The organism is Streptomyces sp. NPDC012508 (assembly GCF_042902595.1).
Classification (GTDB): domain Bacteria; phylum Actinomycetota; class Actinomycetes; order Streptomycetales; family Streptomycetaceae; genus Streptomyces.
In genome coordinates, this window is the sequence record NZ_JBIBEO010000009.1 from 221,497 (window position 1) to 240,203 (window position 18,707).

Here is an 18,707-nt window from a genome sequence, read left to right on the forward strand (position 1 = left end):
GTCACATCTTCTCGTGGTGGCGTACGACGGTGTCGGGGCCCGGAGCCATCAGCGCCTCGTGGCCGTCGTCGTCGAACTTGACGCGGTACGGGGGGTTGCCGTTCTCGCCCAGTACCTGAAGGACCTCGGCCGTACGGTCGTGCTGACCGACGGTCCGGCCGTGCACCAGCAGTTTGTCGCCCACGCTCGCTTGCATCGGGGTGACCTCCTCGCGGCCGCGCTCGTCCTGTTCGGGTGCCTATGTTCGCCATTGTGGCCCGCATCACCCCGGGCCGCGCGCCCAGTCCGGCCTCCGGCCCCGCGCGGTGTCCTGGCCCCGCGCGGGGCCGGCTCCCTGCGGGTGTCTCAGCTCTTGGCGCGCTGGGTCACCGCGATGCAGACCAGGACCGCCACGGCCGCGAGCGGCGCGGCGAGGGGCAGGGACTCACCGAGCAGGGAGACCGACCAGACGAGCGTGAGGAGCGGCTGGGCGAGCTGGAGCTGGCTCGCCTTCGGGATGCCGATCGCCGCCATGCCCCCGTACCAGACGTACATGCCGACGAAGGTGGAGCCGGCCGCGACCCAGACCAGCCCGATGACTCCGTGGGCGCCCAGCCGGACGGGTTCGAGGGTGAGCGCGACGGCGGAGCCGACGACCATCAGCGGCAGGCAGAGGATCAGCGCCCAGCCGATGACCTGCCAGCCCGGCATGAGCCGGGCGAGCCTGCCGCCCTCGGTGTATCCGGCCGCGCAGACCAGGAGCGCGCCGAAGAGGTACAGGTCGCCCGTGGACAGGGCGCCGCCGCTCTGCTGGACCGTGAAGGCGATGACGACCGCCGCACCGGCGAGCGCCGCGATCCAGAACGTACGCGACGGGCGGCGGCAAGTGCGGATCGCGGCGAAGGTCGCCGTGGTGAGCGGCAGCAGGCCCACGACCACGGCGGCGTGCGAGGTGGTGGAGGTCTGCAGGGCGAGGGTCGTCAGGAGCGGGAAGCCCACCACCACACCACCGGCCACGACGGTGAGCCCCGCCCAGTGGCGGCGCTCGGGCAGCGGGACCCTCATCGCGAGCAGGAAGGCGCCCGCGATGAGCGCGGCGAGCGTCGAGCGCAGGGCGACGAGCGACCAGGGGCCGAAGCTCTCCAGACCCCAGGCGGTGGAGGGGAAGGTGAGCGAGAACGCGACCACGCCGAGACCGGCGAGGAGCGTGCCGCGGGCCTGGGGGGAGGCCCAAGGGGTGCCGCCGACCGCTATCGTGGAGGTGTGAGTAGCGCTATCCTGTGCTGTCATGCACGAGCGTAGCAGTGTGGGTGAACTGGCCAACTCCCTGAGGGCGGAATTGAACCGCTACTCACCCGGAGGAAAGCTGCCGTCGAGTCGGGCCCTCGTCGAGCGGTACCGCGTCTCCCCCGTGACGGTGACCCGGGCGCTCGCCCAGCTCGCTGCCGAGGGCCTCGTCGTGACCCGGCCGGGAGCCGGGGCGTACCGCGCGGAGCCGCGCGGCCGGACGCCCGTGGCGGGCGACACCTCCTGGCAGGAGGTCACGCTGAGCGCCGACACGGCGACCGAACTGGTCCCGCGCAGCGTCGACGCCTCCGGCGTCCTCGTGACGCTCTCGGCGCCGCCGCCGGGCGTCGTCGAGTTCAACGGCGGCTATCTGCACCCCTCGCTCCAGCCCGAGCGCGCCATGGCGGCCGCCCTGGCCCGGGCAGGCCGCCGCCCCGGCGCCTGGGGGAGGCCGCCCACCGACGGCCTGCCCGAACTGCGCGAGTGGTTCGCCCGCGAGATCGGCGGCACCGTCACCGCCGCCGACGTCCTCATCACCGCGGGCGGGCAGCCCGCGATCACGACCGCCCTGCGCGCCCTCGCCCCGCCTGGTACCCCCGTCCTCGTCGAGTCGCCGACCTACCCGGGCATGCTCGCCGTCGCCCGCGCCGCCGGCCTGCGTCCCGTACCCGTACCGGTCGACGCCGACGGGGTACGTCCCGAGCTCCTCGAAGCCGCCTTCCGGGCCACCGGCGCACGGGTCTTCGTCTGCCAGCCGCTCTTCCAGAACCCGACCGGAGCCGTGCTCAGCGCCGAGCGGCGGCGCGAGGTGGTCCGGATCGCCAGGGCCGCCGGAGCCTTCGTCGTCGAGGACGACTTCGCCCGCCGGCTCGTCCACGAGGACGCCGGGCCGCTCCCCGCGCCCCTGGCCGCCGAGGACCCGGACGGCGTCGTCGTCCACGTCTGCTCCCTCACCAAGCCGACCTCGCCCAGCCTGCGCGTCGGCGCCCTCGCCGCCCGTGGCCCCGTGCTCGAACGGCTGCGCGCCATCCATGTCGTCGACAGCTTCTTCGTCCCGCGCCCCCTCCAGGAGACCGCCCTGGAGCTCGTCGGCTCGCCCGCCTGGAGCCGCCATCTGCGCGCCGTCTCCCAGGAGCTGAAGAACCGCCGCGACGCCATGACCGGCGCCCTCGGCCTCCACCTCCCCGAACTGGCCCTGCCCCACGTCCCCTCCGGCGGCTACCAGCTCTGGCTCCGGCTCCCCGACGGCCTCCCGGAGGCCGCGCTCCTCGCGGGCGCCCTGCGGGCCGGCGTCGCCGTCGCACCCGGCCGCCCCTACTTCAGCGCCGAACCGCCCGCAGGACACATCCGCCTCAGCTTCGCCGGCGTGGCGGGGCCGACGGAGATCGCCGAGGGGGTACGCAGGCTGCGGTCGGCCGTCGACGAACTGACGGCCTGACCGGCCTGACCGGCCTCCGGCGAGGGCGCACCGTTCCGCCTCCTTCCCGCCATCACGGCTGCGCGCCGTATGTACGGGAACGTCGGTTTCGCGCCCAGGCGGAACCCGGACAAGAGGCGGATTCTCGGACGGACCGGCCCTCAGGCGCCCCCACGACCTCGGCCGGAGCCCGCGCATATGCCCTCTTGACCTGCCAGGCATCCGGCCTCACGATCGCGGCCATGGGTCTTCGGGTCACGCTCGTCGCAGCGGCGCGCAGCTCCTCCCTGCTCGCCGAGCGCTTCGACGACGACCGGCCGCTCGACGAGGCCGGCTGGTACGAGGTGCAGCTCGCCGCGCACTCGCTGGTCCCGCTCGGCGCGGCCGAGCTGCGCTACTGCTCCCCGACGCCCCGCAGCCGCGCCACCGGCACCGCACTCGGCTACGCACCGCTCGCCCAGCCCGCCCTCCGCGACTGCGACATGGGCCGCTGGCGCGGACTGACCCTCTCCGAGGTCGCGGCGCTCGAACCCGCCGCCGTCGACGCCTGGCTCTCCGACCCGCGCATCGCCCCGCACGGCGGCGAGAGCCTCCTCGCCTTCATCTCGCGGATAGGGGGCTGGCTAGACACCCGCCCCGCCGACGACGGCTCCATCGTCGCCGTCGCCGAACCCGCCGTCGTCCGCGCCGCCCTGGTGTACGCGCTGAAGGCCCCGCCCTCCACGTTCTGGAACGTCGACGTCCGCCCGCTCTCCACGGTCACGCTCACCGGCCGCCCCGGCCTCTGGCACCTCCACCTCCAGGCGGCCGTCGGCTGAACGGACAGGGCGGGGACGGCGACCGGCTAGCCTGAGACCACGATGAACCGTTTGACCACGTCATGGGGCGAGTTCCCGCTCACCCGCTTCCCCGAGGACCCTCGCGACCCGCTCCGCGCCTGGGACGCGTCCGACGAGTACCTGCTGCGCCACCTCGCCGAGACGGACACCGACCTGTCAGGCACGGTCGCCGTCGTCGGCGACCGCTGGGGCGCCCTGGCCACCGCCCTCGCCGCCCGCCGCCCGGGCGCGCTCGCCCAGATCACGGACTCCTACCTCGGCCGCCGCGCGACGGAGGAGAACCTGGCCCGCTCCGGGGCCGCCCCGGACGCGGTCCGGCTCCTCACCACCCAGGACGCGCCGCCCGAGCGGATCGACGTGCTCCTCGTCCGCATCCCCAAGAGCCTCGCGCTCCTGGAGGACCAGCTGCACCGGCTCGCGCCCGCCCTGCACGAGGGCACCGTGGTCGTCGGGACCGGCATGGTCAAGGACATCCACACCTCCACGCTCCAGCTCTTCGAGACGATCCTCGGCCCCACCCGGACCTCGCTCGCCACGAAGAAGGCCCGGCTGATCCTCTGCACCCCGGACCCCGGACTGCATCGGGCCCCCAACCCCTGGCCGTACCGGTACGCACTCCCCGCCGACACCGGGACCGTCGCCGGCCGGACCGTCGTCAACCAGGCCGGGATCTTCTGTGCCGACCGCCTCGACATCGGCACCCGCTTCTTCCTGAAGCACCTGCCGACGGGCCTCGACCGCGCCCGCGTCGTCGACCTGGGCTGCGGCAACGGCGTCGTCGGCCTGGCCGTCGCACTCGCCGAGCCCGGAGCGGAGCTGGTCTTCACCGACGAGTCGTACCAGGCCGTCGCCTCCGCCGAGGAGAACTTCCGTACCCACGCCGCCGCCGGCCGCACCGCCGAGTTCTTCGTCGGGGACGGGACGGCCGAACTCGCGGCGGAGTCGGTGGACCTCGTCCTGAACAACCCGCCCTTCCACAGCCACCAGGCCACCACCGACCGCACCGCCCGCCGGATGTTCACGGACGCGCGACGCGTCCTCCGGCCGGGCGGCGAACTGTGGGTCGTCGGCAACCGGCACCTCGGCTACCACGTGACGCTGCGCCGGATCTTCGGCTCCTGCGAACTGGTCGCGAGCGACCCGAAGTTCGTGGTCCTGCGGGCCGTCAAGCGGACAGGCGGGCCGGCCCGGCGGCCCGACCGGGCAGCGGCAGCCACCTGACCGGCACCTGACGCATGACGAGGACCGAGTCCAGCTCGGCCGTGCCGGGCGGGAAGCGGTCCGGGTCCTCGAAGAAGCTGGAGCGGGCGGACGTGATCCGGCCGGGCTCGATGTGCCAGGCGTCCGTGTCCAGCTCCATCCCGTCGAGGCGGAGGCCGGTGCGGGTCGCCGACCAGCCCTTGGCGCCGCCGCGGAAGAACGCCGAGGCCTCGTCGAGGTCGGCGAAGAGCCCGCTGTCCTCCAGGCTGTCGGCGATCTCCGCGGCGACGTCCACGCGCGTCTCCCCGTCGCGGGTCGCGAAGGCCACCCGTACGGCGTTCGCGCTCTCGCTCACCTCGAAGTCCGCGTGCCCGTGTTCGCCCGGGAAGAGCCGGCCGCCCGCCCAGCGGTTGACCAGCGAGGCGGTGTCCCGGCGCGGGATGTACACCCCCGTCTCGACGCCCTCCGGACCGTCCCACTCGACGGCGATCCGGTGCGCGGCGTTCTCGCTGCGCAGGCCCACCGCGGCGGGCGCCCAGACGGGCCGGACGGAGCCGAGCCGCAGCAGACAGATCCCCGCGACGGCATGCCCGCGGACCAGCTGCGGGCGCAGCCCCTCCGGCAGGAGGCGGGCGGCCGCCTCCGGCTCGACGCGGTAGTTGACGAGCAGCCGGCGCTCGATGACGCTCGCCAGCGTGAGGTGGTTCATGGGGCCGGACTCCGCTCGTACGGGAAGGGCAGGCGCCCCCTGGCAGTGGCACGGGTGGGGTGAGGCCGCCCCGGAGGGCAGCGACCTTGGGGGGAGCGTAGCCCCGCGCCCTCAGGCGAGGGCGACGAGGTCCCGGTACTCCTCGCTCCAGAGGTCCTCGTCCCCGTCCGGGAGCAGCAGTACCCGGTCCGGCCGGAGCGCGTCGATCGCCCCTTCGTCGTGCGTGACCATAACGATCGCGCCCGGGTACGTCCCCACGGCCGCCAGGACCTCGCCCCGGGAGGCCGGGTCCAGGTTGTTCGTGGGCTCGTCGAGGAGCAGGACGTTGGCGCCCGAGTGGACGAGCCCGGCCAGCGCCAGCCGGGTCTTCTCGCCGCCCGACAGCACCCCGGCCGGCTTGTCGGCGTCGTCGCCCCGGAACAGGAACGCCCCGAGTACCCGCCGTACCTCACCGTCCGTCAGATGCGGCGCCGCGGCGGCGAGGTTGGCGCGGACCGTGCGGCCCGCGTCGAGCGTCTCGTGCTCCTGGGCGAAGTAGCCGATCCGCAGCCCGTGCCCGCGCACCACGCGCCCGGAGTCGGGCTCCTCCTCGCCCGCGAGCAGCCGCAGCAGCGTGCTCTTGCCGGCGCCGTTGAGGCCCAGCACCACGAGGCGGCTGCCCCGGTCCACGGCGAGGTCGATCCCGTCGAGGACCGGGCGCCCACCCCCGTACGTCTTGACCAGGGAGACCGCGCCCAGCGGCATCCGCCCGCACGGTGCGGGCTCGGGGAGCCGGATCCGGGCCACGCGCTCGGACTGGCGTACGGGATCGAGCCCGTCGAGCAGCCGGTCGGCGCGCCGCGCCATGCTCCGGGCCGTCGTCGCGGTCGCGACACGGGACTTCATCTTCTCCGCCTGCGCGTGCAGCGCGGCGGCCTTGCGCTCGGCGTTGGCGCGCTCGCGCGTCCGGCGTCGCTCGTCGGCGTCCCGCTGGGCGAGGTATCCGGCCCAGCCGGTGTTGTGGACATCGATCGCGGCGCGCTGCGGATCGAGATGGAAGACCCGGTTGACCGTCTCGGCGAGGAGCGAGATGTCGTGGCTGATCAGGACGAGTCCGCCCTGGTAGGCGGCGAGGAAGCCGCGCAGCCAGCCGATCGAGTCGGCGTCGAGGTGGTTGGTGGGCTCGTCCAGCAGCAGCGTGCCGTCGCTGCCGTGCCCGGCGAACAGGATCCTGGCGAGCTCCACCCGGCGCTTCTGTCCACCGGAAAGCGTGCCGACGGCCCGCCCCATGACCTCGGTGGGCAGGCCGATGCCGGCGGCGACCCGAGCGGCCTCGGCCTCGGCGGCGTACCCGCCGCGGGCCTCGAACTCCGCCTCGGCGCGGGCGTACGCGGCCATGCGTCGCTCGTCGGGCGTCTCGCCGAGCGCGAGGGCGGCCGCGTGCAGCTCGCGCGCGGCACGGTCGAGCCCGCGCGCGGACAGGATCCGGTCGGTGACGGAAACGCCGGGGTCGGCGGCGCGGGAGTCCTGGGCGAGATGCCCGACGGCGCCGGTACGGGTGACGGTCCCGGCGGCCGGCGGGCGCAGCCCGGCCAGGGTGTCGAGCAGGGTCGTCTTGCCGGCGCCGTTGCGGCCGACGAGGCCGATCCGGTCGCCGGGGGCGATGTGGAAGGAGAGGCCGGCCAGCAGAAGCCGGGCGCCGACGCGCACGTCGGCACCACGAACGGTGATCATGAGGTAACGCTCCGAAACAGCAGTAGGACACACGGGTGGCGTGGGTGTGGGTCCTTGAGCTAGGAGATTCGGGGCGTAGACATGGGTCGAGGCTAACGCGGCCGGGGGCGGAGACGCATCGGATTAATCGCGGGACCCCGATCGCGGGGAATCGGACCGGGGCGGTGGACGGGGGTGTGGTCGGCCGGGGCGGTGCGGCGGGCGCCGCGTGGGGGCCGGCCGCCCCGGCGCAGGCGCCCGGCGCAGGCGCCCGGCGCAGGCGCCTGGCGTCACCAGTCCGGGAATACCAGGTCCAGGTCCCGTACCCGCTCCGGACCCGTCGTGATGTCGAGCGTGACGATCCGGTCCTGGCGGAACGTGAGCGCCACCGCCGAGACCGGCCGCCCGTCGGCGAAGGCCACGAGACCGATCGACCCGTCGACCAGCGCGGGCCGCGTCCCCGCCCCGGTCCGCGCGAACGCCGCCACGCCCTCGGCCACCGCGGGCGCCCCACGGACCGGTCCGCGCTCGGAGTACGCCACGACGTCCGGGTCAAGGGCGGCGGACAGGCCCCGGGCGTCCCCCGCGCGGGCGGCGCCGAGGAACCGCTCCACGACGGCGCGGTGCCGAGCCGGAACCGCGCCGGCCTCCTCCGTACCGCAGCCCCCGCCGCTGCCGCCCTCGACACCCCGTACATGCCGCCGGGCGCCGCGGGCGAGCCGTGCCGCTTCCGAGGTCGTACGGCCGGTGAGGCGGGCGACGTCGGGCAGCGGCAGGGCGAACAGATCGTGCAGCACGAAGACGAGCCGCTCGTCCGGGGCGAGGGATTCCAGGACCACGAACAACGCGAGCCCCGCCCCGTCCGCGAGCCTCGCCCCGTCCGCGAGCCCGGCCCCGTCCGCGAACCCGGCCCCCTGCGCGAACGCCACCCGCTCCGGCCGCGCGACGTCCGCGGCCCGCCCGTACCCGTCCCGCCGTGCCCGCAGCCGCTCCACGCACACCTGAGCGACGACCGTCGTCAGCCAGTCGTCGATGCCGCCGAGCCCAGCTGCCCTGGCCTCGCGCAGCGCCTCCTCGGCCTCGCGCCGCGACCCCAGCATCCGCAGGGCGACAGCCCCCAGCCGCTCCCGGTGCAGGTCGAACCGCCTGGCCAGAAACGCGTCGCCGTCGTCCATGGGCGCATCACTCCTCTTCGTCCGCGTACGAAGCCATGACGCGTCCGGCGGAGGCGATGTGACAGCGCTGGAGAGGCCTACGAGGGTGGGGAAGGGTGGGGACGGAGCGGGACGGCCGGCCGAGCCGCACCGGTACCCCGGGCGAGTACAGCACGCTGACCGGGGCCTCACGGGGCGTGGGCAGGCCCGCCGAGGCGAGCAGGTTCTCGTCGCACGCGAGAAGCTCGGCACGGTACAGAGGCCAGCGCGGATGATCGTTGGCCAGGTACGCCGCCCCGCCGAAGAACGCGTTGTGCATGCCCCACCGGGCGGTGAGGAAGTGCTCCAGCTCGGTGGGCTCCTCGATCCGCTCGCCCCTGGCGACGGCGATACGGCTGTGCGCGCCGCGCGGGCCGGGCCAGCGGCGGGAGCTGGCGTAGTCCACCGTGTCGCCGTCGGTGCGGACGCTCATCCGGGACCACAGGTACGGCAGCCGGAAGCCCAGCCGCCCCATCACGACGGGGATCAGCCGTGACGCGTCCATCGACCGGAACACGACACCGCGCCGCCCGTGCGCGTCGACCGAGTACAGGCGCACGTTGGTCTCGGGGAAGGAGCCGAAGTACGGCACTCCCGGCAGCCGGAGCCAGCCGACCCGGTGCATCCGGAAGGCGACGAGTCCGACGTACGTGACGCTCTCGTGCGTGTCGGGGACGGTGCCGCTCGGCAGGAGCGGGGCCACCACGGCGGGGTCGACGGCCCAGTGGACGAAGGACAGATCGAGCCACTCCTGTGTGAGGAGCGGGGCGCGTACGGCGGCCGGGGCGTCGGGCGTGATGGAGGATGGCGGCTGCACCACTCAAGAATCGCAGACCGGCCGCATCCGGTCTGCCATGCTGGGAGACGTGACGCTCGAAGACCTGGTGCGCCTCCGCCGCGCGCGCGACACGATGGACCGCGACTACGCGAAGCCGCTGGACGTCCAGGCGCTGGCGGACGTCGCCCTCATGTCGGCCGGCCACTTCTCCCGCAGCTTCCGAACGGCCTTCGGGGAGACGCCGTACAGCTATCTGATGACGCGCCGCGTCGAGCGGGCGAAGGCGCTGCTTCGGCGCGGGGACCTGAGCGTGACCGAGGTCTGTTTCGAGGTCGGATGTACCTCGCTCGGCTCCTTCAGCTCACGCTTCACCGAACTGGTGGGCGAGAGTCCCAGTGCCTACCGCGCCCGCTCCCACGAGGCGGGCGCCGCGGTCCCGGCCTGCGTGGCGAAGATCCACACGCGCCCTGTCAGGAACGGCGCCGCCGCCGGAAGGGACCGGCCGGTCGGGATCGGGGAAGCGGAGTAGGACGCCGATCTCTCGCGTCGGCCTCTCGCGTCCACCTCTCGGCGTCCACCTCTGGGCGTCGACCTCGTGCGTCGAACGTCATGGCCTCACGCTCGCCCCGGGCTTCATCGCGCCATGGACGGCAAAAAACGAAAGGCAAGGAGGTCACACGCTCCTTGCCACTCTCAACTTATAGCGCACAGGGGGCCTTGCGGCAAGGCCCCCGTCGTGGCGCAGAATGGCCGACCTGAGCCAGGGACCTGCGCAAACGAGAGATTTGTGCGGACTTCGCGGGACCGTGCGGAGCAGTGGCTGGCCAGAGAGACGAATGGGCAAGTGGGGGTTTCCGATGATGGACGTGATCGTTGCCGGCGGTGGGCCGACCGGCTTGATGCTGGCCGCGGAGCTGCGGCTGCACGGTGTACGGGTGGTCGTGCTGGAGAAGGAGGCGGAGCCGACCCTGCAGTCCCGTGCGCAGGGACTGCATGTGCGCAGCATCGAGGTGATGGAGCAGCGCGGCCTGCTGGAGCGCTTCCTCCCGCTCGGCAAGCAGGTCACCGCCGGCGGCTTCTTCGCCGGTCTCGGTGAGGCATGGCCCGAACGGCTGGACACGGCGCACTCGTACGTCCTCGGCATCCCGCAGCAGATCACCGAGCGCCTTTTGGGCGAGCGCGCCACCGAACTCGGCACCGAGATCCGGCGCGGGTCCGAACTGGTCGGGCTGAGCCAGGACGAGGACGGAGTGACCGTCGAACTGGCCGACGGCACACGGCTCCGCTCGCGCTACCTCGTCGGCTGCGACGGCGGTCGCAGCACGGTGCGCAAGCTGCTCGGGATCGACTTCCCGGGCGACCCGTCGACGGTCGAGACGCTGCTGGGCGAGATGGAACTGACCGTGTCGCCTGAGGAGCTGGCCGCCGTGATGGCCGAGGTCCGCAAGACGCAGCTGCGGTTCGGCGCCATGCGCCAGGCCGACGGAACGTACCGCGTCGTGGTGCCGGCCGAGGGGGTGGCCGAGGACCGTACGACGGCGCCGACCCTGGAGGAGTTCCGGCAGCAGCTCCGGGCTTACGGGGGAACCGACTTCGGCGCGCACTCCCCGCGCTGGCTCTCCCGCTTCGGCAACGCGACGCGGCTCGCCGAGCGTTACCGGAGCGGCCGCGTGCTGCTGGCCGGCGACGCGGCGCACATCCACCCTCCGACGGGCGGACAAGGGCTCAACCTCGGCATCCAGGACGCGTTCAACCTCGGCTGGAAACTGGCCGCCGAGGTCGCCGGCTGGGCTCCGGAAGGCCTCCTCGACAGCTACCAGACCGAGCGGCACCCGGTGGCGGCCGACGTGCTGGACAACACGCGCGCGCAGATGGAGCTGATGTCCACCGAGCCGGGTGCCCGGGCGGTGCGCCGGCTGATGTCGGAGCTGATCGGCTTCGAGGAGGTCAACCGGTACCTGATCGAGAAGATCACCGGGATCGGTATCCGCTACGACTTCGGCGAGGGCCACGACCTGCTCGGCCGACGGCTGCGGGACGTGAGGCTGAAGCGCGGCAGCCTCTACGAGCTGACGCACGAAGGCCGCGGCCTGCTCCTCGACCAGACCGGCCGCCTCTCGGTGGACGGCTGGGCGGACCGGGTCGACCACGTCGTCGACGTCGGCGAGGAACTGGACGCCCCGGCGGTACTGCTCCGCCCGGACGGCCACGTGGCATGGGTGGGCGAGGACCAGCAGGACCTCCTGAGCCACCTGCCCACGTGGTTCGGCGCTCCGTCGAGCTGATCACCACACCGCGGTACCGCTCAGCCCCGGCGGCCGGACGCCGCAGAGGTCACCCGGCCGCGAGCGGGCGGTACCGCACGTCCACCTCGGCCGCGGGGTCGGCGCCGATGAGCAGCTCCAGCCGTACGGGGGAGCCGCCGGGGCTGTCGTACAGCCGGATCCCGTCGCCGAGCAGCACGGGCGCGATGTGCAGGTCGATCTCGTCGATCAGCCCGCGTTCGAGGAGCTGCCGGCCGATGGTGGGTGAGAAGACCTCGAGGTTCTTGCCCCCTGCGGCCTCCAGCCCGATCCGGACGGCTTCGGCCACGTCGCAGTCGAGGAACGTCACGCCCTCGGCGGGCTCCGCGTCGTCGGGATGGTGCGTGAGGACGAAGAGCGGTCCCTGCCAGTCGCCGCCGTAGACGGCGCCGGGGTGGGGATAGGCGTCCCAGCCGTCCGGCCCCCCAGGACGGCGCCGGTGGTCTCGACGTACTGCTCGGTGAAGCCGGGCCGGGGCGAGACTCCCGTCAGCCAGTCCATGGAATGGTCCGGCCCGGCCACGAACCCGTCCAGCGACATGCTGAAGTGCCAGAGCACCTTGCCACCGGCGGTCTGCCGTCCCATGTTCGTCACGGGTGGGGTGGGGGTGTTGTCGGACATGATCGATCCTCTCGGCGCGGGACGAAAGCGGTCGCTGTATGGATGGACCGCGCGCGCCTCACCAACTCATCGCGCCGGGCGGCATCGCGGGTGCCGCCGCCGAGCGGGTGCATAGGATCACCGGCATGGCACTGCGACCTGTCCAGGTGAACATCAAGGCCCTTGACGGCTCGGCGGTCGGCCGGTTCTGGGCGGAGGCCCTCGGCTGGAGTGCTTACAGCCCCGGCGTGACCACCTACGTCGGCCCTGTCGGCGGACTCGTGTGGCCGGACCCGGTCGGCGTCGGTATCGACGTGGTGCCCGTCCCGGAGCCCAGGACGGCGACCAAGAACCGCATGCACCTCGATCTCGCCACCACCTCCGCGACCCATCAGGCGGAGCTGGTCGCGCGTCTGCGGGCTCTCGGCGCGACGCCCGCCGACGTGGGTCAGGGCGACGTGCCGTGGACGGTCCTCGCCGACCCGGAGGGCAACGAGTTCTGCGTGCTGGAGCCCCGGGAGATCTACCGGGACACCGGGCCGATCGCCGCGATCGTGATCGACTGCGCGGATCCGCGGGTCATGGCCCGGTTCTGGGGCGAGGCGCTCGACTGGACCCTGCACGAGGTGACGGACGACCAGGCGACGTTGCGCTCCGCCCGGGGCGTCGGCCCGTATCTGGAGTTCCTCCGCACACCCGACGCGAAGACCGTGCCGGACCGCATCCACCTCGACCTCCTGCCCTGTCCCGGTGACGACGCAGCGGCGGAGGTGGCCAGGCTGCGCGCCCTCGGCGCCACCGACCTCGACCTCGGCCAGGGCGACGTCCCGTGGACGTGCCTGGCCGACCCGGAAGGCCACGAGTTCTGCGTCCTCGCCCTGCCTGTGACCGAGATCTTTAGTTGGCGGATCGTGTTCTGAGATGCAGAGGTCAGGAGCGCGTGGAGAATTCTGTTTGGCGGATCTTGAGAGGCCTAGTTGGCGGACCTTGAGATTTCGGCGTTCACTGTGCGTGAGCGTGTGCGCCGCTCTTAGTCGCGGTGGGTCGGTTGGGCGGGCTGGGAGTATCCCGCCCTACGAACTACGCGGGTGGGGGTGTGCTTTGGGCGAGCCGGACGCGGTGGCCTTCTGCAGTGTCGCCGAAGTCGCGTTCGTCGTCGTCGCGGAAACGCTTGTAGAACCACTCGGGTACTCGGGTGGTGTCCAGGCGGGTGCGGAGTACGCCGTCCTGCACGTCCCGTGCAACGCTTCGAAGGCGGCGCCATTCGTCGTCAGGGACGGGGCCTGGGCGTCCGCTGTGTAGCTCGGTGTTGACGACCTTGGTGAGTCGGTCGCGTTCGTCAGCCACTTTGCGTTGGCCGGACCAGATTTCGTAAGCGATCTGGTAGACCGCCAGGGATGGGACGAAGAAGCTGAGGAGAGTGTCGCCCAGAGTGGCGTCCGCGACCACCAAGCCGGCGAGGAAACCGATGGCGGCCCACAGCAACGCAACGGCAGCGATGACGTAGCTATAGCGACGGCGAAGACGAGCGTCCCAGGCGAGGTTCTGTTCCTGAGCAATGAACACGTCGTAGGGGTGGTGGACGTCGTGGGTGGGGTCGTACCAGCCGTCAGTGATGCGCTTGTCCTTCGGGCCGCCTCGGGGGAGCTTGCGCGCGAGACGGCGGACGTCGGGTTCGGGGATGGGATCGCCTGCAACGGTGGCGCGCCACGGCAAGTGGAACAGGGCGACGTCGAACATCTCTTGGAGCAGGGCGCCCTGGCGGGCGGTGCTCCCGGCGAGGCCCTTAAGCAGGAACGCGGAGATGACGAACCAGAAGAACCCGACGATCGAGACGACTGTCCGGCCGTGGCCGGACAGTGTGATCAGGACACCGGCGGCGGCGAGCAGAACGGCGGCGGTGACGCGCACAGCTTCGAGGAGCTGGCCGCGTTGGTGGCTTGCCGACGCGGCGCGCTGGAGAAGCAACATGTCGTCGTCGAGCTGCCGCTCGTGGATAGCCCGAGGCGGTATCCCGTGAACGCCGCCGGGGTCTGTGGAGAGGTTCATGGCCTGGTCATCCTGTTCCCGAACAGCTTCTTCCACTCGTCGTAGGCGGCGCGCTCCTGGCCCTCGTCCTCCAGGTCGACCGCCCGCTCTGCGATGGCGCGGGCCTGGGTGAGTGCGTTGGCCGCGGCGAGCTTCTGAATCGCGTTCATGACGGCGTTGACGTCACCGCCCAGGCCAGCGGGGTCAGGCCACTCGTCGCCGATGCGTTCGGCGGCGGTGGCCAAGAACAGTACGATCTCGTCCTGGTAGCGCCCTATCGGCGGTTTCACCAGCGACTGGGCCATGACCTCCAGCAGGAAGGAGGGCGACACGGGCTCACCGAGTTCGCGGTTGATGCCCTTGACCATCTTGACGAAGGGCACGTACTTGCCGTCGCAGTCGGCGTTCTTGGCGATGCTCAGCTCGTGGTGGCGCTTGGGGTTGGTCGCGATCCAGTCGCCTGCCGAGGGATTGGGGATGTAGTAGCCGCCCTCGCCTCGCTTGAAGGCGGGGACCACGTCGATCGACATGACCTCGTCGTCGGGGCCGTAGGGGATGACGACGGCCATGCCGTCGCGGGCGGCAGCGCTCCACTTCTGACGGAGCAGGGTCTCCAGGGCGTTGATCACTTGGATGGGCGCCTGATCGCGGAAGTCGGCCTGGGAGCCGTTGGCGTCGAGGACCACGAAGATATCGATGTCCTTGAGCTTCTTTGTCTTGGTGTCGCGCCGGTAGCTGCCGGTGAGGAAATCGTCGGCGAGGTCCCAGTGCGACCGGACGAAATCGCGGATGGCCTCGTGCCGTGCCTTCGCCAGGTTCTGCTCGGTCTGGGTGATCTCCAGGTTGTGCTTGAGCTTGGTGAAGGCGTCGTCGATGTATCCCATAGCGGTGTCTTCCTGCTCGTGGCCTCAGGTGTGGTAGTACCGCATGCCGGTCGAGGCGTGTGGGGCGGAGCCGAGGGTGCCGAAGGTGATGCCGCGCAGGCCGTCGGTGCTCGACCGCTGGCCGGGGCCCCAACCCGGTTGCGGGGTGCGGGGCCCGTTGAAGGTGCAGAACAGCCGGTAGGTGGTGCCCGCGGGCACCTGGTCGAACTTGGCCCGGAACCGGGCGGCTCGGGCACGAGAAGCGGTGAACTCGGCGTTGCCGTCGCCGGCGGTGGTGTAGGAGACCGGGAACTCGATCACCGGCGCCACGGCGCCCGAGGACTGGTGGCACTCGAGGACGACCGTGTCGAGTGAGCCCTCCTCGATCCACGCCTTGATCGCGTTCTCGTTCAGCACCCAGTCGCGATGCAGCCGGTCCATGTTGATCCCCAGGTCGGCGAGGATGTCGGTGATGGTGCCGAGGATGACGTCGGTCAGGTGCGTGGCGGTGTGGGTCCGGGTGTAGCTGTAGGTATAGGTGGAGGTCATCGCTGGGTCACCGCCCGACGCAGAGCCTCACGGTCGATCAGCGGACCGGAGCTGGCCGCCTTCGTCTCCGGAGCGGGCGGGACAGCGTCGGACAACCGGGCGTGACCATCGACGGCTGCCTTCACCTGCTCCTGGAGCGGGGTCGGGGACGGCAGGTGGATCGTGAAATCGTCGGCGCCCGCCGCGCCGGGGACCGGGTTGAGGTTCTCCTCCAACGTCAGCGCCGCCGTGCCGGACACCGTCGTGATCTCGCAGTGCACCTTGCCGGCCACCAGGGTGATCGGGTGCTGCTGCAGGTGCCCTGCCGCGATCAGCATCCGCCCGATTGCCTCGGCGGCCGACATCGCCTGCACCGCCTCGTCGCGGGACAGCGCGGAGGACTGCGCCACGGTATCCGCCACGAGGTCCGAGATCACCGCCCAGGTTCCGCTGGCGCTGCGCGTGGGGGAGGCCGCCACCTGCCTAGCGCGCCGCACGGGACACCTCCGGCTGGCCCGTTTCGGCGACGGCGTTGTGCACCGCGGCGGCCAGGTCGTCTTCGGTCAGGCTGCCGGGGTCCAGCACCGTGTCCAGCCGCTGAGCCAGGGCTTCGAAGACGACCTTGCGCGTACGGCGGCCGTCCAGTCCGTGAGCCGCCTCGGCGATGCGTTCCACCACCGAGGAGCGCGCAAGCTCGCCCAAGGCGGGGTACTTGTCGGCCAGCATCAGCAGCGTGGAGGCCAGGATCTTCCGCAGCGCCTCCGGCTCGGGAAGCGGGACGAGGATGGCGGCGTCGGAGCGGGAGAGGAACGCCTCGTCCAGAGCGGTGGTGAAGTTGCTGGTCGCGACGAAGAACAGGTGCGGGTGCTCGGCGGCGTTGAGATCCAAGGCAGTGAGCACCGCGTCCGTGGCGCGGTGGACGTCGGCCGGGTTGGCGGCCAGCGACGCCGCCGAGCGGGCCACCGCCATCGACTCGACCTCGTCGAGAATCACCACGGTCGGCACGCCATCCGACGCGAGGCCCGGAACGTACTCGCCGAGCAACTCGCTGACCCGCTGCTGCGACTGCCCGTGCTCGGCGCTCATGAGCCCGTGCGGGTTGATCTCGATCCGTCGGACCGCGCCTCCACCGACGTAGCGGGCGACCTGCGCCGGCAGACCCCGCGCCAGGGTCGTCTTGCCGGTACCAGGAGGACCGTAGAGCGTGCACAGGCCGTGCAGCGCCGTCACCGCAAACGGCAGGTCAGGCCGCACAAGCAGCGACAACACGGTTTGGTTGCGCAACCGCTCCTTGATCCCCTCTGGCACCACGATGGCGTCCCACAAGGCGGTCTCCGCCGAGTCGGCGGAGATCACCTCGTTGGACAGCACGCACTCCTGAACTCTCAGCACCTCAGCTCCGTCCCCCCACCGCTGGCGGGTCACCTCAGATTTGAACATCATCTTCCGTGCGATAGGTAGAGTACATGACGGGGTGGAGATGCAACTCGACACACTTCACTCAGGCGCGTCCGGCCGGAGCTGAGCGATTTGACCGATCGGTAACCAAGGTGTGCCTAAGATGCGAGCAGCATTCAAGATCGAGAAGCGTCCGCTGATCAGCGGACGTCGACTGGCCGGGAGGCGAGCGACGTGAACGACCTACAACTGGACGCCGGCGACATCGCAGCCCTGTTCGATCGCGCCCGGCTGCGAATGGCACGCGAACTGCGGGGGCTCACCCAGGTGCAACTGGCCAGGGAAGTGGGCTCCGTCACCGCAGCCTCGATCAGCCAGTTCGAGAACGGACACACCAAGCCCGCCACATCGACGCTTCGCCGGCTCGCGGTCGCGTTGCGGGTTCCGACGTCGTTCTTCGCCGCTCCGGCCCGTCCCCCCGCCCAAGGGCAGGTCAACGGCTTCTTCCGCAGTCTTCGATCCACCTCTCCGCGAGACCGCCAACAAGCTCTCGCCTACGTACACCTCGCGCGGGAATTCACGCTTGAGCTCGAAAAACACGTTGCGTTGCCCGAACTTAATCTGCCGCGCGTGCCAATCGAAGAAGGGCAGCCTCTCCGGTCCGCTGATATCGAACAAGCGGCAGCCCAGATCCGTGGCCACTGGAAAGTCCCACGCGGTCCGGTCCAAGACGTTGTGCGACTGCTGGAAATGAACGGAATTATTGTTGTCCGCTTCCGCGTTGGCCTCGAAAAAGTCGATGCATTCTGCGTCGACTTCTCCGACAGGCCCGTGGTTGCTCTTGGGGCCGACAAGGGACTGCGCGACCGTTCCCGTTTCGACGCGGCCCACGAGCTAGGCCATCTGGTCTTGCATGGTGTCACTGGAAAAATTGGCGACAAGGCTACTGAGAGTCAAGCTCACGAGTTCGCCGCCGCGTTCCTCATGCCTGCCAGCGACATCAAATCAGAACTTCCGGAACGGCTCGACTGGCCCGCACTTCTTCGCTTGAAGGCGAAATGGCACGTCTCGCTAGCTGCTCTCCTCGTCCGAGCAAAAACACTCGGCGTCATGAGCGAAAACACCTACGCGCAAGGATGGAAAGCGTTGTCCGTCCGAGGGTGGAGGAAAGTAGAGCCAGGTTCTCTAGGTAATCCAGAAGCTCCGGTCCTCTTGCGTCGTGCACTGGAGCTCACGGAAACAACTGGTGTCTCCTTCGGCGATTTCATCAATCGTTCCGGCCTTCCAGAATCCGACATTCGAACCCTGCTTGGCCGGGATATTGTCGAACGGCCTCGCGTGGAGTTCTGACCTACCTCACTCAGTCGCTGGGTCTGAAGGGAACCTCCCCCTAATAGAATTCGGGGAATCTCCATTCAGAAACTCTTCCATGGCTCGTTGTGCTTCATCTGGGCTCAATCCCTCATAGGGAAGGGCGATGGCCTGCTGAGTTTCCACGTAGTCGCGGAGGAACGTCGCGAGGGCTTCCTCCGAGAGAAAACCGGACGGGAACGTACACGACTCGGGGGATGGCCATGCCCGCTGCACATTAGGGGACTCTGTCAGGCTCTGAAGGAGTATGCTTCGGAACTCTTCCAGTTCAGGCGGGCAGCGGAACATGAGCAATGCGACGTTTTTCACGGCGAAGTAGAAGAGGCCGCCATTGTCCGCATCTGAAGCCGTAGGTGGCGCTGTTCCGTAGTAGGAAGAGAATATTCCAATAGCTACCTGGGTGATGGGCTCGGCCGAATGCATCAGCAGAATAATATCGCTGTGCGGTGGCCTGTGTTCTGAGGCTAGGCTGTGATACTCGGCCTCAGTGAAGGGGTTATTCAGTGGCGAGCGCGTCAAGGC

At 70.8% G+C, this 18,707-nt stretch carries 21 protein-coding genes; 7 read left to right on the forward strand and 14 right to left on the reverse strand.

The window, feature by feature from the left end; all coding sequences use genetic code 11:
• Position 1 precedes the first annotated feature (1 nt).
• Positions 2-196 carry a DUF1918 domain-containing protein gene (locus ACFY8U_RS29000; RefSeq protein ID WP_352186468.1) on the reverse strand — a complete coding sequence of 65 codons (195 nt, stop codon included), beginning with the start codon at positions 194-196 and terminating at the stop codon, positions 2-4.
• A gap of 149 nt (positions 197-345) precedes the next feature.
• On the reverse strand, positions 346-1,269 hold the full coding sequence (locus ACFY8U_RS29005) for a DMT family transporter (protein ID WP_389575270.1): 924 nt from the start codon (positions 1,267-1,269) through the stop codon (positions 346-348).
• Here ACFY8U_RS29005 and ACFY8U_RS29010 point away from each other — a divergent pair.
• From ACFY8U_RS29010 to ACFY8U_RS29020, 3 genes are all read left to right on the forward strand, one after another.
• Positions 1,268-2,704, forward strand: coding sequence for a PLP-dependent aminotransferase family protein (locus tag ACFY8U_RS29010; RefSeq protein ID WP_389575271.1), 1,437 nt, complete (start codon positions 1,268-1,270; stop codon positions 2,702-2,704). The genes ACFY8U_RS29005 and ACFY8U_RS29010 overlap by 2 nt on opposite strands.
• 221 nt (positions 2,705-2,925) lie before the next feature.
• On the forward strand, positions 2,926-3,501 hold the full coding sequence (locus ACFY8U_RS29015) for a histidine phosphatase family protein (RefSeq protein ID WP_389575272.1): 576 nt from the start codon (positions 2,926-2,928) through the stop codon (positions 3,499-3,501).
• 42 nt (positions 3,502-3,543) lie between these two features.
• On the forward strand, positions 3,544-4,743 hold the full coding sequence (locus ACFY8U_RS29020; RefSeq protein ID WP_389575273.1) for a methyltransferase: 1,200 nt from the start codon (positions 3,544-3,546) through the stop codon (positions 4,741-4,743).
• Here ACFY8U_RS29020 and ACFY8U_RS29025 read toward each other — a convergent pair.
• The 4 genes from ACFY8U_RS29025 to ACFY8U_RS29040 form a co-directional block, all read right to left on the reverse strand.
• Positions 4,688-5,431, reverse strand: a complete 744-nt coding sequence (locus tag ACFY8U_RS29025; RefSeq protein WP_389575274.1) for a DUF2071 domain-containing protein — start codon at positions 5,429-5,431, stop codon at positions 4,688-4,690. The genes ACFY8U_RS29020 and ACFY8U_RS29025 overlap by 56 nt on opposite strands.
• 111 nt (positions 5,432-5,542) lie before the next feature.
• Positions 5,543-7,144 (reverse strand): ABC-F family ATP-binding cassette domain-containing protein, encoded by a 1,602-nt coding sequence (locus tag ACFY8U_RS29030; protein WP_389575275.1) that lies wholly within the window; start codon positions 7,142-7,144, stop codon positions 5,543-5,545.
• Positions 7,145-7,413: 269 nt separating this feature from the next.
• Positions 7,414-8,298, reverse strand: a complete 885-nt coding sequence (locus tag ACFY8U_RS29035; protein ID WP_389575276.1) for an RNA polymerase subunit sigma-70 — start codon at positions 8,296-8,298, stop codon at positions 7,414-7,416.
• Between the two features lie 7 nt (positions 8,299-8,305).
• Positions 8,306-9,133, reverse strand: a complete 828-nt coding sequence (locus ACFY8U_RS29040) for a YqjF family protein (RefSeq protein ID WP_389575417.1) — start codon at positions 9,131-9,133, stop codon at positions 8,306-8,308.
• 49 nt (positions 9,134-9,182) lie between these two features.
• Between ACFY8U_RS29040 and ACFY8U_RS29045 the strand changes: the two genes are divergently transcribed.
• Positions 9,183-9,623 carry a helix-turn-helix transcriptional regulator gene (locus ACFY8U_RS29045; RefSeq protein WP_389575277.1) on the forward strand — a complete coding sequence of 147 codons (441 nt, stop codon included), beginning with the start codon at positions 9,183-9,185 and terminating at the stop codon, positions 9,621-9,623.
• Between the two features lie 328 nt (positions 9,624-9,951).
• Positions 9,952-11,379, forward strand: coding sequence for a rifampin monooxygenase (gene rox, locus ACFY8U_RS29050; protein WP_389575278.1), 1,428 nt, complete (start codon positions 9,952-9,954; stop codon positions 11,377-11,379).
• Positions 11,380-11,428: 49 nt separating this feature from the next.
• Here the strand turns inward: rox and ACFY8U_RS29055 are convergent, their stop codons facing one another.
• Together ACFY8U_RS29055 and ACFY8U_RS29060 are read right to left on the reverse strand one after the other, a co-directional pair.
• Positions 11,429-11,707, reverse strand: a complete 279-nt coding sequence (locus ACFY8U_RS29055; protein WP_389575279.1) for a dihydrofolate reductase family protein — start codon at positions 11,705-11,707, stop codon at positions 11,429-11,431.
• The gene (locus tag ACFY8U_RS29060) at positions 11,704-12,018 is read right to left on the reverse strand and encodes a hypothetical protein (protein ID WP_389575280.1); all 315 of its coding nucleotides are present in this window, start codon (positions 12,016-12,018) and stop codon (positions 11,704-11,706) included. Before ACFY8U_RS29060 ends, ACFY8U_RS29055 begins: the two co-directional genes overlap by 4 nt.
• Positions 12,019-12,143: 125 nt before the next feature.
• Between ACFY8U_RS29060 and ACFY8U_RS29065 the strand changes: the two genes are divergently transcribed.
• Positions 12,144-12,917 (forward strand): VOC family protein, encoded by a 774-nt coding sequence (locus ACFY8U_RS29065; RefSeq protein ID WP_389575281.1) that lies wholly within the window; start codon positions 12,144-12,146, stop codon positions 12,915-12,917.
• 160 nt (positions 12,918-13,077) lie between these two features.
• On the opposite strand, the gene ACFY8U_RS29070 is transcribed toward ACFY8U_RS29065, so the two are convergent.
• Genes ACFY8U_RS29070 through ACFY8U_RS29090 form a run of 5 tightly spaced genes read right to left on the reverse strand, consistent with a single transcriptional unit; the run spans position 13,078 to position 16,787 of the window.
• Positions 13,078-14,046 (reverse strand): S-4TM family putative pore-forming effector, encoded by a 969-nt coding sequence (locus ACFY8U_RS29070; protein WP_389575282.1) that lies wholly within the window; start codon positions 14,044-14,046, stop codon positions 13,078-13,080.
• Positions 14,043-14,909 (reverse strand): CBASS oligonucleotide cyclase, encoded by an 867-nt coding sequence (locus ACFY8U_RS29075; RefSeq protein ID WP_389575283.1) that lies wholly within the window; start codon positions 14,907-14,909, stop codon positions 14,043-14,045. Before ACFY8U_RS29075 ends, ACFY8U_RS29070 begins: the two co-directional genes overlap by 4 nt.
• A 24-nt stretch (positions 14,910-14,933) precedes the next feature.
• Positions 14,934-15,437 carry a hypothetical protein gene (locus ACFY8U_RS29080; protein ID WP_389575284.1) on the reverse strand — a complete coding sequence of 168 codons (504 nt, stop codon included), beginning with the start codon at positions 15,435-15,437 and terminating at the stop codon, positions 14,934-14,936.
• Positions 15,434-15,853, reverse strand: a complete 420-nt coding sequence (locus tag ACFY8U_RS29085) for a hypothetical protein (RefSeq protein ID WP_386394031.1) — start codon at positions 15,851-15,853, stop codon at positions 15,434-15,436. The genes ACFY8U_RS29080 and ACFY8U_RS29085 overlap by 4 nt, the downstream gene beginning before the upstream one ends.
• Positions 15,854-15,899: 46 nt before the next feature.
• Complete coding sequence (locus tag ACFY8U_RS29090) at positions 15,900-16,787, reverse strand: AAA family ATPase (protein ID WP_389575285.1); 888 nt, start codon at positions 16,785-16,787, stop codon at positions 15,900-15,902.
• Between the two features lie 261 nt (positions 16,788-17,048).
• Here ACFY8U_RS29090 and ACFY8U_RS29095 point away from each other — a divergent pair, with 261 nt between their 5' ends.
• On the forward strand, positions 17,049-18,164 hold the full coding sequence (locus tag ACFY8U_RS29095) for a helix-turn-helix domain-containing protein (RefSeq protein WP_389575286.1): 1,116 nt from the start codon (positions 17,049-17,051) through the stop codon (positions 18,162-18,164).
• Positions 18,165-18,170: 6 nt separating this feature from the next.
• On the opposite strand, the gene ACFY8U_RS29100 is transcribed toward ACFY8U_RS29095, so the two are convergent.
• Positions 18,171-18,608 carry a hypothetical protein gene (locus ACFY8U_RS29100; RefSeq protein WP_389575287.1) on the reverse strand — a complete coding sequence of 146 codons (438 nt, stop codon included), beginning with the start codon at positions 18,606-18,608 and terminating at the stop codon, positions 18,171-18,173.
• Between the last annotated feature and the right edge of the window lie 99 nt (positions 18,609-18,707).

Coding starts and splice junctions, on each gene's coding strand:
- ACFY8U_RS29015 (WP_389575272.1), top strand. CDS start 2,926: ATGGGTCTTCGGGTCACGCTCGTCGCAGCGGCGCGCAGCTCCTCCCTG.
- ACFY8U_RS29075 (WP_389575283.1), bottom strand. CDS start 14,909: ATGGGATACATCGACGACGCCTTCACCAAGCTCAAGCACAACCTGGAG.
- ACFY8U_RS29005 (WP_389575270.1), bottom strand. CDS start 1,269: ATGACAGCACAGGATAGCGCTACTCACACCTCCACGATAGCGGTCGGC.
- ACFY8U_RS29080 (WP_389575284.1), bottom strand. CDS start 15,437: ATGACCTCCACCTATACCTACAGCTACACCCGGACCCACACCGCCACG.
- ACFY8U_RS29010 (WP_389575271.1), top strand. CDS start 1,268: ATGCACGAGCGTAGCAGTGTGGGTGAACTGGCCAACTCCCTGAGGGCG.
- ACFY8U_RS29030 (WP_389575275.1), bottom strand. CDS start 7,144: ATGATCACCGTTCGTGGTGCCGACGTGCGCGTCGGCGCCCGGCTTCTG.
- ACFY8U_RS29100 (WP_389575287.1), bottom strand. CDS start 18,608: ATGCATTCGGCCGAGCCCATCACCCAGGTAGCTATTGGAATATTCTCT.
- ACFY8U_RS29065 (WP_389575281.1), top strand. CDS start 12,144: ATGGCACTGCGACCTGTCCAGGTGAACATCAAGGCCCTTGACGGCTCG.
- ACFY8U_RS29070 (WP_389575282.1), bottom strand. CDS start 14,046: ATGAACCTCTCCACAGACCCCGGCGGCGTTCACGGGATACCGCCTCGG.
- ACFY8U_RS29035 (WP_389575276.1), bottom strand. CDS start 8,298: ATGGACGACGGCGACGCGTTTCTGGCCAGGCGGTTCGACCTGCACCGG.
- ACFY8U_RS29000 (WP_352186468.1), bottom strand. CDS start 196: ATGCAAGCGAGCGTGGGCGACAAACTGCTGGTGCACGGCCGGACCGTC.
- rox (WP_389575278.1), top strand. CDS start 9,952: ATGATGGACGTGATCGTTGCCGGCGGTGGGCCGACCGGCTTGATGCTG.
- ACFY8U_RS29060 (WP_389575280.1), bottom strand. CDS start 12,018: ATGTCCGACAACACCCCCACCCCACCCGTGACGAACATGGGACGGCAG.
- ACFY8U_RS29025 (WP_389575274.1), bottom strand. CDS start 5,431: ATGAACCACCTCACGCTGGCGAGCGTCATCGAGCGCCGGCTGCTCGTC.
- ACFY8U_RS29020 (WP_389575273.1), top strand. CDS start 3,544: ATGAACCGTTTGACCACGTCATGGGGCGAGTTCCCGCTCACCCGCTTC.